Source organism: Thermus neutrinimicus, from assembly GCF_022760955.1.
GTDB classification, from domain to species: domain Bacteria; phylum Deinococcota; class Deinococci; order Deinococcales; family Thermaceae; genus Thermus; species Thermus neutrinimicus.
The window spans coordinates 64,933-77,198 of sequence record NZ_JAKTNU010000004.1 but is presented as its reverse complement, the minus strand read 5'-3'; the positions used below and the strand labels follow the sequence as shown (position 1 = coordinate 77,198).

General features: G+C 65.7%; 15 protein-coding genes. 6 read left to right on the top strand and 9 right to left on the bottom strand.

The annotated features are described in order from the left end of the window. Window positions 1-4: 4 nt before the first annotated feature. The 4 genes from L0C59_RS04355 to L0C59_RS04335 all read left to right on the top strand — a co-directional run bounded on the left by L0C59_RS04355 (window position 5) and on the right by L0C59_RS04335 (window position 3,574). Entirely contained in the window at window positions 5-877 is an 873-nt protein-coding gene (locus L0C59_RS04355) for an NAD(P)-dependent oxidoreductase (protein ID WP_243089992.1), read from the top strand. 68 nt (window positions 878-945) lie between these two features. Continuing rightward, window positions 946-2,670, top strand: a complete 1,725-nt coding sequence (locus L0C59_RS04345) for a helix-turn-helix domain-containing protein (protein ID WP_423247920.1) — start codon at window positions 946-948, stop codon at window positions 2,668-2,670. Continuing rightward, the gene (locus L0C59_RS04340; protein WP_243089991.1) at window positions 2,667-3,305 is read left to right on the top strand and encodes an AzlC family ABC transporter permease; all 639 of its coding nucleotides are present in this window, start codon (window positions 2,667-2,669) and stop codon (window positions 3,303-3,305) included. The genes L0C59_RS04345 and L0C59_RS04340 overlap by 4 nt, the downstream gene beginning before the upstream one ends. Then, window positions 3,302-3,574: an AzlD domain-containing protein gene (locus L0C59_RS04335; protein ID WP_243089990.1), complete on the top strand. Its 273-nt coding sequence runs from the start codon at window positions 3,302-3,304 to the stop codon at window positions 3,572-3,574. Before L0C59_RS04340 ends, L0C59_RS04335 begins: the two co-directional genes overlap by 4 nt. Here L0C59_RS04335 and lpdA read toward each other — a convergent pair. From lpdA to L0C59_RS04305, 6 genes are read right to left on the bottom strand one after another with little or no spacing between them, the layout of a single operon-like run. Next, the gene (gene lpdA / locus L0C59_RS04330) at window positions 3,571-4,956 is read right to left on the bottom strand and encodes a dihydrolipoyl dehydrogenase (protein ID WP_243089989.1); all 1,386 of its coding nucleotides are present in this window, start codon (window positions 4,954-4,956) and stop codon (window positions 3,571-3,573) included. The genes L0C59_RS04335 and lpdA overlap by 4 nt on opposite strands. Before the next feature lie 10 nt (window positions 4,957-4,966). Continuing rightward, window positions 4,967-6,364: a dihydrolipoamide acetyltransferase family protein gene (locus L0C59_RS04325; protein WP_243089988.1), complete on the bottom strand. Its 1,398-nt coding sequence runs from the start codon at window positions 6,362-6,364 to the stop codon at window positions 4,967-4,969. 8 nt (window positions 6,365-6,372) lie between these two features. After that, entirely contained in the window at window positions 6,373-6,618 is a 246-nt protein-coding gene (locus L0C59_RS04320; protein WP_243089987.1) for a type II toxin-antitoxin system HicA family toxin, read from the bottom strand. Next, window positions 6,615-6,824 (bottom strand): 2-oxoisovalerate dehydrogenase, encoded by a 210-nt coding sequence (locus L0C59_RS04315; RefSeq protein ID WP_243089986.1) that lies wholly within the window; start codon window positions 6,822-6,824, stop codon window positions 6,615-6,617. Before L0C59_RS04315 ends, L0C59_RS04320 begins: the two co-directional genes overlap by 4 nt. A gap of 1 nt (window position 6,825) precedes the next feature. Further along, entirely contained in the window at window positions 6,826-7,800 is a 975-nt protein-coding gene (locus L0C59_RS04310) for an alpha-ketoacid dehydrogenase subunit beta (protein WP_243089985.1), read from the bottom strand. 10 nt (window positions 7,801-7,810) lie between these two features. Beyond that, window positions 7,811-8,914 carry a thiamine pyrophosphate-dependent dehydrogenase E1 component subunit alpha gene (locus L0C59_RS04305; protein WP_243089984.1) on the bottom strand — a complete coding sequence of 368 codons (1,104 nt, stop codon included), beginning with the start codon at window positions 8,912-8,914 and terminating at the stop codon, window positions 7,811-7,813. A gap of 133 nt (window positions 8,915-9,047) precedes the next feature. Between L0C59_RS04305 and L0C59_RS04300 the strand changes: the two genes are divergently transcribed. Beyond that, window positions 9,048-9,461 carry a 23S rRNA (pseudouridine(1915)-N(3))-methyltransferase RlmH gene (locus L0C59_RS04300; protein ID WP_243089983.1) on the top strand — a complete coding sequence of 138 codons (414 nt, stop codon included), beginning with the start codon at window positions 9,048-9,050 and terminating at the stop codon, window positions 9,459-9,461. After that, window positions 9,458-9,856: a metallopeptidase family protein gene (locus L0C59_RS04295; RefSeq protein ID WP_243089982.1), complete on the top strand. Its 399-nt coding sequence runs from the start codon at window positions 9,458-9,460 to the stop codon at window positions 9,854-9,856. The genes L0C59_RS04300 and L0C59_RS04295 overlap by 4 nt, the downstream gene beginning before the upstream one ends. Here L0C59_RS04295 and L0C59_RS04290 read toward each other — a convergent pair. The 3 genes from L0C59_RS04290 to L0C59_RS04280 are packed head-to-tail and all read right to left on the bottom strand — an operon-like array spanning window position 9,801 to window position 12,245. Next, on the bottom strand, window positions 9,801-10,229 hold the full coding sequence (locus L0C59_RS04290; protein ID WP_243089981.1) for a DUF2203 domain-containing protein: 429 nt from the start codon (window positions 10,227-10,229) through the stop codon (window positions 9,801-9,803). The genes L0C59_RS04295 and L0C59_RS04290 overlap by 56 nt on opposite strands. 51 nt (window positions 10,230-10,280) lie before the next feature. Beyond that, on the bottom strand, window positions 10,281-11,186 hold the full coding sequence (locus L0C59_RS04285) for a biotin--[acetyl-CoA-carboxylase] ligase (protein WP_243089980.1): 906 nt from the start codon (window positions 11,184-11,186) through the stop codon (window positions 10,281-10,283). 12 nt (window positions 11,187-11,198) lie between these two features. After that, entirely contained in the window at window positions 11,199-12,245 is a 1,047-nt protein-coding gene (locus tag L0C59_RS04280; protein WP_243089979.1) for a glucose-1-phosphate thymidylyltransferase, read from the bottom strand. Window positions 12,246-12,266 lie beyond the last annotated feature (21 nt).

Below are 12,266 nucleotides of genomic sequence, written 5' to 3'. Positions count from 1 at the left end.
GAGCATGGACGAGAAGGTGGCCTTCCTCGGTCTTGGGGCCATGGGTTACCCCATGGCCGGTCATCTGGCCAAAAGGTTTCCCACCCTGGTCTGGAACCGCACCTTCGCCAAGGCCTTAAAGCACCAGGAGGAGTTTGGCTCCAGGGCCGTGCCCCTGGAGGAGGTGGCGGGGGCGCGGGTGCTCTTCACCTGTCTGCCCACCACCAAGGAGGTGGGGGAGGTGGCGGAGGCCCTTTGGCCCCACCTGAGGCCTGGCACCTACTGGGTGGACGCCACCAGCGGGGAGCCCGAGGGAAGCCGCAAGCTGGCGGAGCGCCTTTTGGAAAAGGGCGTGGTTTACCTGGATGCCCCGGTTTCCGGGGGGACCGCGGGGGCGGAAAAGGGCACCCTCACGGTGATGATGGGGGGGCCCCTCGAGGCGGTGGAGCGGGTGAAACCCTACCTGGCCTATGCCGCCAAGGTGGTCCACGTGGGGCCCGTGGGGGCGGGGCATGCGGTAAAGGCCATCAACAACGCCCTTTTGGCGGTGAACCTCTGGGCGGCTGGGGAAGGGTTGGTGGCCCTGGTGCGGCAGGGGGTTTCCGCGGAGAAGGCCCTCGAGGCCATCAACGCCTCCAGCGGCCGCTCCAACGCCACGGAGAACCTGATTCCCCAAAGGGTTCTCACCCGGGCCTTCCCCAAGACCTTCGCCCTGGGCCTTTTGGTGAAGGATTTGGGGATCGCCATGGGGGTTTTGGACGGGGAAAAGGCCCCAAGCCCCCTCCTTCGCCTCACCCGGGAGGTGTACGAGATGGCCAAGAGGGAGCTGGGCCCGGAGGCCGACCACGTGGAGGCCTTGAGGCTTCTGGAGGGCTTAGGCGGGGTGGAGATCCGATAGGGGTTTTGGTTCCCTTTTTTAGGTAAGGTCCACCTTTGGGCTTGACTTGGGGGTGGGGCTATCCTACAATGTACTTTATGGAAGACAGCATAGCCTATTATGTAGGACATAACCTTCGCCGGTTGCGACAGGCCAAGGGGCTTACCCTATCGGGCTTGGCGGCTAAGGCAGGAGTGGCGAGATCGTTGATCTATGCGTTGGAATCAGGGAAAGCCAACCCTACACTTGCCACACTCTGGGCTTTGGCCCAAGCTTTGGAGGTGCCTTTCAGCGATCTGGTTCAGACCCAGCCCGTAGCGGAGGAGGGGGTGGTAGTTCAACTTATTGAACGAACCCGGGAGCCAGGGGGCGGGCTCATGGAAGTCTACCGCATGGATCTTTACCCGAACTCCCTCCGCCACGCGGGAGCCCACGAGGCTGGGCTTCGGGAGCGGGTGATTGGCCTGAGGGGAAGGGCGAGGGTGGGACCACCCCCAGGAAAAGAGGTGGCTCCAGGAGAGGAGGTGGTTTTCCCGGGCGATGAGCCCCATTTGTATGCCACCGTGGAGGGCGCGAGCCTCTTGGTTTTTCTCCACTATCCCCCGGTTGCCTGGCCTAGGGGTGAGGTTGGCGGCGAGGAGAAGGCCTTACTGGCCCTACGGGAAGTGAGCCTGGGGGTGGGCGGATTGGCCCTGGAAGGTCGGTGGCTTGCACCGGGGTTGCAAGAAGGGGTTTTCGTCCGTTGGAGCGGAAACCGCACCTATCTCTTCAGCCTACCTCTTACACCTTTGCCGCGGCTTACGGGCCAAGGGGTCTTGGGGGAGGCCTTTGCCCTTCTCCATGCCTCTGAGGCAGAACTGAGATCCTACCGGGAAAGCCCCAGCCTGCTCTTACGGGCGCTGGCCTGGGAGGGGTTGCTCCTTAGGGGTGAGGTGGCCGATCCAGCACCCCTTCTCATGGATACCCCGCAACCCCTTTCCGGCTCCGTGGACGAAAGCGGTTGGGAAAGCCGCATAGGGGTTGATCTCTATGCTCAGGTAGAGCTCTTGCACCCTGGATACGCTAGACAGGTCCTTTTTCTAGCCTATGGGTTGGATGCTGCAGGCTTAGGGAGGGAAAGATTTTTGGATGTGGGCACTGGCCCTGGCCACCATCTCCGGTTGCTTTTGGAGCTCTTACCTCAGTTGAAGCCTGTGGCGGTGGAACCCAGCTTGGCCTCGAGGCGGGCATTGGCCCATATGCTTCCGGGAATCAAGGTTTTGCCCAAGGACTTCCTGTTGCTGGATGCGAGGGAAAGCTTTCCCCTGATCGTTTCCGTGGGGGCTAGCCACCACATGTCCACTTGGGCCTTCCTGGATAGAGCCTATCAGCTCCTAAACCCTGGGGGGATGCTGGCGGTAGCGGACGAGTTTTTGAGTTCCTTTGCTACCCGGGAAGAACGGATCCGGAACCTGGTTCTCCACCACACCGCCTACCTGGTTCCCTTCCCCCTGGAGGACCCCGAGGCCCTGTGGGCCTTACGCCTTTTGGCTCTGCAAGGGAAGAGCAAGGGGCTCAGAGGTGTAGCGGAGGAGGCTTTACAAGGTCTTTTGGCCCAATCCAACCCCCTTGCTTCTTTTGCGAGCCTAGAGATGCAGGCCTTGCTGGCGGGTTTGGATTACGAAGTGGAGACCAAGACCTCTGCTGATCGCTTTCTTGAGCTGGCCTTGTCCGTGGGCTTTGAGTTGGAACACCACTTCCGTCTTTTCGCCACCCACGGTAGGGGGCCATGGGATGGTGGAACCCACCTTTTCCTCTTCAGGAGGCCAAAGTGAAACAGGGCCTTGAAGCCGCTTGGCCCATAGCCCTGGGCTACTTTCCCGTGGCCGTGGCCTTTGGCGCCCTGGGAGCCCAGGCGGGGCTTGGCTACCTTTGGATCCAGTTCACCTCCCTCCTGGTCTTCGCCGGGGCCAGCCAGTTTGCTCTGGTGGGGCTTATGGCCCAAGGGGTACCGCCCCTCTTGGCGGCCACCTTGGGCCTCCTCCTCAACCTGCGCCACGCCTTCTACGGCCCGGCCCTGAGGCCCTACCTAAAAGGGGGTCCCTTAGAGGCCTTCCTCCTCACCGACGAGGTCTTTGCCCTGGCCTTGAGGGCACTTCCCGGTCTTTCTCCAGAAAAAAGGCGGGGCTTCTTCCTGGGCCTGGGCCTAGGCGCCTATCTTTCCTGGAACCTGGGCACCGCCTTGGGGGCCTTGGGGGCGAAAGGGCTATTGGCCTGGCCCCGCCTGGGGGAGGCCCTTTCCTTCGCCCTTCCTGCCCTTTTCCTCCTCCTGGCCCTTCCCCACTTAAGGAATCCGGTAGCCCTCCTGGCGGGTGGGATAGCCCTGGCCTTCCACATGTTGGGCCAAACGGCCTGGGGCCTTTTCTTGGCGGGAGGCATCGGGCTTTTTGGGGAAAGGAGGCGGCCATGACCCTGGCCCTTTTCCTCCTGGCCCTAGGCACCTTTTTCCTCCGCTTTTTGCCTTGGCGGGCGGAACGGAGTCTGAAGGCGGGCCAGGCAGGGCCGGCCTTGGTGGTGGCCCTTTTCCTGGTTTCCGCCTTCAGCCCGCCGCCTTCTTCCGAGTGGCTCCGCGCCGCCTTGGCCCTCCTGGGCACCTTCCTGGGAGCCCGGCTTACGGGGAACCTGGGCGTGTCCGTCTTCCTGGGGGCGGGCCTTTACGGGCTTCTAGGCTTCCTCTAGCGGTTTAGGATGTGGATGGCCTGCCTGTGGAAGGCCTCCGCCGCCTCCATGAGGCTTTCGGAGAGGGTGGGGTGGGGGTGGATCGTGAGGCCCAGGTCGGACACCGTGGCCCCCATCTCCAGGGCCAAGGTGGCCTCGGCGATGAGCTCCCCCGCCTGGGGTCCCACCATAAAGACCCCAAGGAGGAGGTCGGTTTCCTCATCCCCCACCACCTTGATGAGGCCCTCCGCCCCCCCCAAGGTAAGGGCCCGGCCGCTGGCGGAAAGGGGAAACTTCCCCACCTTGACCTTATAGCCCGCCTTCCTGGCCTCCTCCTCCGTGAGCCCTACCCCGGCCCATTCGGGGCCGGTGTAGACCACGCTGGGCACCTGGGAGTCGAAGAGGGCGTTCTTGCCGGCGGCGTTCTCCGCGGCCACCAGCCCCTCCTTCATGGCCTTGTGGGCCAGGAGGGGAGGCCTGGCCACGTCCCCGATGGCGTATACCCCGGGGGCCGAGGTTTCCATGCGGGCGTTCACCTGGATGAAGCCCCTTTCGTCCACCTTCACCCCGGCCTTTTCCAGGCCGAGCCCCTCCGTGCGGGGCTTGCGGCCCACCGCCACCAGGATTTTATCCACCACGATCTCTTCCGGGTTTCCTCCCTGGGCGGGCTCCAGGAGCACGTGGAGGCCATCCCCCTTCTTCTCGTAGCCCACCGCCTTGGTGCCGGTGCGCACCCGGAGGCCTTCCTTCTCCAAGGCCTTGCGCAGAAGGGCGGCGGTTTCCCTATCCCCTGCGGGGAGGATCTCCGGCATGTATTCGATCAGGGTCACCTCCGCGCCCAGGCGGCGGTAGATCTGGCCCAGCTCCAATCCCACCGCCCCACCCCCGATCACCAAAAGGCGTTTGGGGATGCCCTCTTCCACCCTTAGGGCCCGGGTGGAATCCCACACGTCCTCCCCAAAGGGAAAGCCCTTTAGGGGCGTGGGCTCGCTTCCCGTGGCCAGGATGAGGCTTTTCGCCCCGTAGGTTTCCCCGTTTACCTCCACCTCCTTGGGGCCCTTGAGGCGGGCGAAGCCCCTTAAGAGCTCCACCTTGTTGCCCTTTAGAAGCCCGGCCACACCCCCGGTGAGCTTCTTCACCACCCCATCCCGCCAGGCACCCAGCTTCCCAAAGTCCAGCTCGGGCCTGGCCCTTAGGCCAAACCCCTCGGCCACCTGCAGGTGGTGAAGGGTTTCCGCGGCGTGCAAAAGCGCCTTGGTGGGAATGCACCCCACGTTCAGGCACACGCCCCCCACCTCGCCGGCCTCCACTGCCAAAACCTTTAGCCCCAGCTGGGCGCCCCGGATGGCGGCGTGGTAGCCTCCAGGCCCGGTGCCGATCACGATGAGATCGTAGGTCTTCATGGCCTCCATCCTACATTTCCAGAAGGAGCAGGTCGGGGTTTTCCAAAAGCCGGATCACCTCCCGGGTGAAGGAGGCCGCCTCCGCCCCATCCACCAGGCGGTGGTCAAAGGAAAGGGAGAGGTACATGATGTCCCTTGCCTGGATGGAGCCATCCGGCATCACCCAGGGCCGCTTCCGGATGGAGTGCACCCCCAAGATGGCGGCCTCGGGAACGTTGATGATGGGGAAGCTCATGAGGGCCCCCACGGAGCCGATGTTGGTGACGGTGAAGGTGGAACCCGTGACCTCCTCGGGGGAGAGCCTTCCTTCCCGGGCCTTGGCGGAGAGCTCGGCGATCTCCTTGGCCAGCTCCAGGATGTTTTTGCGGTCCACGTCCCGCACCACGGGTACGATGAGCCCCCTTTCCGTGGCCACCGCCAGGCCCAGGTGGTAGTAGCGCTTGTAGACGATTTCCTGACGCTCCTCGTCCAGGCTGGCGTTCAGCATGGGGTACTTCTTCAAGGCCCGCACCACCGCCTTGAAGATGAAGGGGAGGTAGGTGAGCCTCACCCCCTGGCGCTCGGCCTCGGGCTTCAGGCGCTCCCTAAGGGCCACCAGCTCCGTGAGGTCGGCCTCGTCCACGTTCAGGGTGCGCACCGTGTAGAGGTGGCTCTGCCAAAGCCCCTGGGCGATGGTGCGGCGGATGCCCCTTAGGGGGATGCGTTCCTCCAGTCCCTCGTAGCCCTTGGGAGGGGTGTAGCGGGGCGGGGGAGGGAAGCTTGAGGGAAGGGGTGCTGGGGCCTCCGTGGGGGCTTCCGGCTCAGGCGCCGCTTGGGCCTTAAGCCTTTCCGCATAGGCCCGCACGTCCTCCACCCGGATGCGGCCCAGGGGGCCGGAGCCGGGGATGGCCTCGAGGGGAATCCCCAGCTCCCGGGCCAGCCTCCGGGCGGCGGGCACCGCCAGGATGCGGCCTGGAGCCTGGCTTTCCCTGGGGGCCTGCTCCGCTTGACCGGTCAGGAAGGGGTTCTTCACCGCCACCTGGGTGGTGTCCGGTTTGAAGAGGGAGAGGTCCTCCTTTTCCTCCTGCGGGGGAAGCCCGGGCTCCACGATGGAGCGTTCCTCCTCCGCTTGCACGGGCGGAGCCTCCCCCTTTACCCCTTGGACCTCCTTCACCCCAGCCACCGCCTCCCCGGGCTCCGCCAGGAGGGCGATGGGGGCGTGGACCTTGACCACCTCCCCCTCCTTGACCAGCTTCTTCAGGAGCACGCCCTCATAGGGGGAGGGGAGCTCCACGGTGACCTTGTCGGTCATCACCTCCACGAAGGGCTGGTCCTTTTTGAGATAGTCCCCTTCCTCCACCAGCCACTTCAGGATCTCGCCTTCCACCACGCTTTCCGCCAGTTCGGGCATGAGGATTTCCTTGGGCATAGGCCTCCTTACAGGTCTAAAAGCTTAAGAAGCTCCTCCCGGGTGAGGTTTTGGGCCTCCGCGGTTTCCCGTAAAATCCCCGGCAGGGTATCCAGCTTCAGGGGATGGTGGCGGGGGATGGGAAGATGGTCTTCCCGGCCTCCTCCGTTCCAGGTAAGGCGAATGGGGCTTCCCCTCTGGCGCACCACCTGATACCCCAGGTGGGACCAACGTTTTGCCAGATCCTCCCCATGGAGATCCCAGGGAAGTTTCACGGAGCCAGAACCTCCTCCCGGACGAAATGCGAGCGGATGCCCCCGGGGGCTTCTCCTTCGGGGTAGTGGCAGCGCACCGCGTCCCGCACCCTCTCCCTTAGCTCCCCCCAGGCTTCTCCCTGAGTGAGGATGGCTTCCCCCAAGGCCCTGGCCACGTAGCCCCCGTCTTCCGCTTCCTCCACCGGGAAAATGAGTTCCTTGGGCATATCAGTAGTCTAACGCCCGTTTGGCGGCGTTGAGGATGCGGGTGACGGTGGGCAGGTACAGCTTGTCCTGGGCGTAGGGGTAGGGGGTGTCAAAGCCCGTCACCCGGATGGGAGGGGCGAGGAGCATGTCCAGGATGTCCTCGGCGATGGTGGCCGCCACCTCGCTGATAAAGCTGGCGTGCCGAGGGGCGTCGGATACCAGCACCGCCCGGCCCGTCTTGGCCACAGAGCTCATCACCGCCTGGTAATCCCAGGGCATGAGGCTACGGAGGTCCAGAACCTCCGCGGAAACCCCCGCCTTCTCCAGCTCCTCCGCCGCCTGGAGCACCTCGGGCATGACGGTGCCGTAGCCGATGAGGGTTAGGTCCTTCCCCTCCCGCCTGATGGCGGCCTTGCCCAAGGGCAGGACGTAATCCTCCTCCGGCACCTCCTCCTTCACCGAGCGGTAGAGCCTTTTGGGCTCCAGGAAGACCACGGGGTCCTCGTCGCGGATGGCTGCCTTTAAGAGGCCCTTGGCGTCGTAGGGGGTGGAAACCGCCACCACCTTGAGCCCGGCGGTGTGGACGAAGTGGGCCTCGGGGCTTTGGGAGTGGTGGTGCCCCCCCTTGACCCCGCCCCCGGAGGGCATCCGCACCACCAAGGGGGCGGTGAACTGCCCCCCCGAGCGGTAACGGAGCTTGGCCACCTGGCTCACCAGCTGGTCAAAGCCCGGGAAGATGTAATCGGCGAACTGGATCTCCGCCACGGGCCTTAAGCCGTGGGCGGCCATGCCCAGGGCGGCCCCCACGATGGCGGCCTCGGAAAGGGGGGTGTCCATAACCCGATCGGGGCCGTACTTCTGCAAAAGGCCTTCCGTAACCAGGAAGACCCCGCCCCTCTTGCCCACATCCTCCCCCAGGACCACCACCCGGGGGTCCTGGGCCATCTCCTCGTCCAGGGCCCGGTTCAGGGCCTGCACCATGGTCATGAGGGCCATGGGGACCTCCCTAAAGCTCTTCCTTGAGAAGGGCCTCCTGGCGCCTTAGGTGCCAGGGCTTTTCCGCAAGGACGTCGTCGAACATCCACTCAGGGGGCACGGCGCCAGCTTCCTCGGCTTCCTTCAGGCCCCGCTCCAGCTCGGCGCGGATCTCCGCCCTAAGGTCCTCCTCCCATTCCAGGTTCCAGAGACCCCTTCCCTCCAGGAAGCGCTGGAAGCGGAGGATGGGGTCCCGTTTCCGCCAGGCCTCCACCTCCTCCCGGGGGCGGTAGCGGCTGTCGTCGTCCGCGGAGGAGTGGGGGCCATAGCGGTAGACCCTGAGCTCCACCAGGCTGGGGCCCTCCCCCATGCGGGCCCGCTCCACCGCCTCCTTCACCACGTAGTAGGAGGCCAGGACGTCCAGGCCGTCCACCAGATAGCCGGGGATGCCGAAGGCATGGGCCTTGTCGGCGATGGTGGGGCTATGGGTCTGGCGGCTATAGTCCACGCTGATGGCGTAGAAGTTGTTCTCGGCGATAAAGACGGCAGGGGCCCCTTGCACGGCGGCGAAGTTGATGCCCGCGTACCAGTCCCCCTCGCTGGTGGCCCCGTCCCCGAAGGTGCAGACCGCCACCTGGCCCGTGCGCAGGAGCTTCATGCTGATGGCCGCCCCTGCGGCGGGGGGTACGTGGGAGGCGATGGGGCTGGCCACGGTGAAGTAGTTGAGGGCCTTGGACCCCGGGTGCTCGGGCATCTGGCGGCCCTTGTTGGGGTCGGCCTGGGTGGCCAGCATCTGGCCGAAAAGCTCCCTGAGGGGTAGGCCCAGGGCCAAGGCCAGGCCGTGGTCGCGGTAGTAGGGGAAGACCCAGTCGAAGCCCTTGCGGATGGCGTGGGCGATGCCCACCTGGGCGGCCTCGTGCCCGGCTGAGGGGGCGATGAAGCTGGTCTTGCCGGTGCGGATGAGGATGGTGTAGCGCTCGTCCAGCATCCTGGCCGCCAGCATGTCCCGGTACAGGCGGCGTAGCCTGTCCTCGTCCAGATCCAAGGGGAAATCCCCCAGCCACTCCCCCTTCTCCCCGATGAGCCTTATGGGCTCGGGGGTGAAGGGCTGAAACCGGTGGGTGTCCTTTACCATAAACCCTCCTTTTCCCGGCGCTTTTGGCGCCCTTAGAGCCTGCCCTGGGTAAGGGCCTGGGGCTCCTTTATCGGGGTGGGTTAGGTCCCACTTTCCCTTCGCCCTGAGTATACCCTGGCCTTAGGATGGTGGCGTGCGCCTTAGGGTGGTGGCGGTGGGCAAACCCAGGCTGGCCTACGCCCGGCTCGGGGTGGAGGAGTATGCCCTGCGCATCCGGAGATACGCTCCCCTCGAGGTCCACTTCGTCAAGGAGGCCCAGGACCTCCTTCCCAGAGCGGCAGGCCACCGCAAGGTGGTCCTGGACGAAAGGGGCAGGCTTTTTACCACGGAGGGGCTTTTGGAGGAGCTGAGGCGCTTTGAGGGGGAACGGGTGGCCTTCTTGGTGGGGGGTGCCGAGGGGTACCCTGAGGGGGTACGGGAGGGGGCCGACCTCCTCCTTTCCCTTTCCCCCCTCACCCTGCAGCACGAGCTGGCCCTTTTGGTGCTCATGGAGCAGCTTTACCGGGTCCTCACCCTGAGGGCCGGGCACCCTTACCATCGGCCATGACCTACGAGGCCTTCGTGGCGCTGGTGGAAAGGCTTTGGGCGGAGATCCCTGAGGCCTTCAAGCGGGAGCTTCAGGGGGTGCACGTGCTTCCCCAGGCCAAGCCGGAGCCCGGGCTAAAGGGGGTGTGGCGGCTTGGGGAGTACCTGGACCCCGGCCCCCCTTCGGCCTTCCGGGGCTTTGAGGGGCTTGGGCGGCACATCGCCCTCTACTACGGCTCCTTCCAGAAGGTGGCGGGGCCGGGATTTGACTGGGAGGAAGAGGTCTGGGAAACCCTCCTCCACGAGCTTAGGCACCACCTGGAGTCCTTGGCGGGCCGCGACGACCTGGTGCGGGAGGACCTTAAGCGCCTGGCCGAGTTTCGCCGGGGCGGGAGGCCTGGGGAAGAGGGCCGTTAGCCTCCCCCTCTAAGGGGCGCCGTTCGGCAAACCCCCCCGCCAAGGGATGGTAGTGGGCCACCTCGGGCTCGCCTTCCTGCCAGCAGAGGAAGACCACCTCTCCGCCCACCCGGGCGGGGAAGTCCACCAGGCCCCGGTCCAGGTCCTTGAGGAAGACGCCCAAGGAGGCCAGGTAACGGGCGTCGGCCTCCAGGGAGCCCAGGAGGAAGCGGGCTTCCTCCTCGAGGGCCCTCCGCTCCAGCCCCCGGGCTTCGGGAAGCCGGGCCTGCACCTGGGAGAGCTCCTTCCGGGCCTGCCGCATCTGGGAGAGGACCCGCTGGATCTCGGGCAAGAGGGCGTCGGCCTCTTCCTTGGTGAAGATGCGGGCAAACATACCTGGCCTTATCCTAGCACAAACGCTTTGGGAAATCTAAGCCCAGAACACTCAAGGGTCGGACTCCCCGGTGCGGAAGGGGGATACCAGGGCCACCTCGCCTGCTCCCACCCTCACCCCCTCCACCAGGAGGCTCCCGTCGGGAAGGACGGCCTCCGCTACCCCCTCCACCACCCCCCTAGGGGTTTGGACCCGCACCCTTTGGCCCAGGGTGTAGGAGGCCTCCCGGTAGAGGGAGAGGAGGGCCTCCGGGTTCTCCAGAAGGGGGAGGAGGTTTTCCAGCTGGAGGAGGAAGGCCAAAAGCACCTCCCGCCGGGAAAGGGAAGAGAACTCCCTTATGGCGGCGGCCCCCTCGGGAGCCCAGTCCACGTTCACCCCCACCCCCAGGAGGACATGGGCCACCTCCTCCCCCTCGGCCTTGGCCTCCAAGAGGACCCCGGCCAGCTTCCTGCCGTCTGGAGCCAGGAGATCGTTGGGCCACTTGAGCCCCCCCACCCCCACCGCCCGCCAAAGGGCCAGGCCGGCAAGGAGGGGAAGGAGGCCCATGGAGGGGAGGGGAAGGGTGGGGCGGAGGAGAAGGGAGAAGGTGAGGCTTTCCCCCGGGCGGCTTTCCCAGCGCCTTCCCCGCCTTCCCCGGCCCCTTTCCTGCACCTCGGCCAGGACCAGGGCCCCCTCCGCCACCCCCTCCTCCGCCCAGGCCCTAAGGACGTCCTGGGTGCTCCCCACCCGCCCCAGGTAGCGGTAGGGCCGGCCCAGCCGCCCCAGGGGCTGGAAGAGGTGGGGGAGGGGGGTTCCGGGCCGGATGCGGTAGCCCTTCCGGCCCATCTCCAGGGGGAAGCCCTCGGCGAGGAGCCTTTTCGCCTCCTTGGAGACCGCCTGACGGCTTACCCCAAGCCTTTGGGCTAGGGCCTCGCCGCTTTGGTAGGCCTCGGTGAGGAGGTCCAGGAGCCCGGCCATGTGGGGTGTCCTTCAGGCCAGCTCCACCTGGGAGAGATCCCCCAGGACCAGGCGGTGGGCCCGGGGGAGGCCGTCACGGCTTTTCACCTCTGCCCCTACCCCCAGGATGCTCTCCTGCAGGCGCAGGGTTACGTCCTCCAGGAGGGCGTGGTCCTCGAGGATGGAGTACTCCACCTCCGAGCGCACCACCTTAGCCCCTGGTCCGAGGGAGGTGAAGGGCCCGATGTAGGCTCCTTCCACCAGGGCGCCCTCCCCGATGAAGGCGGGACCGATCACCGTGCTTTTCAGAACCCTAGCCCCCTTCGCCACCACCACCCGCCCGGTGAGCTGGCTTTCCACCACCTCCCCCTCCACCTGGGGTTCCAGTTCCTCGAGGATGAGGCGGTTGGCGTCCAGGAGGTCCTGGGGGCGGCCCGTGTCCTTCCACCATCCCTCCACCTCCACGCCCACCACCTTCCTCCCCCGGTCGATGAGGCCCTGGATGGCGTCGGTGATCTCGTACTCCCCCCGGGCGGAGGGCTTGAGCCCCTCGATGACCTCCAGCACCTCCGGGGTGAAGACGTAGACCCCGGCCACCGCCAGGTCCGAGGGGGGTTCCTTGGGCTTTTCCATAAGGCGTAGGATCCTTTCCCCCTCCAGCACCGCCACCCCGAACTGGCTGGGGTTTTCCACCCGCACCAGGGCGATCACCGCACTCACCCCCGGGGAAAAGGCCTGGAGGAAGCGGGCGATCCCCTTTTGGAAGAGGTTGTCCCCCAGGTAGAGGACGAAGGGGCTTTGGCCCAGGAAATCGCGGGCCACCGCCACCGCATGGGCCAGGCCCTGGGGCTCCTCTTGCAGGATGTAGCACACCCGGTAGCCCGAAAGGGCCTCCCGGATGTCCTTTTCCGTTTCCGGGGAAACCACCACCCCGATCTCCTCTATTCCCGCCTGCAGGAGGTTCTCCAGGCCGTAGTGGAGGATGGGCCTTCCCGCCACCCGGATCACGGGCTTGGGCCTGGTGTGGGTGAGGGGACGGAGCCTCGTGCCCCGTCCGGCAGCCAAAATGAGCCCTTTCACGCTAGGGAGTATACCCGTAAA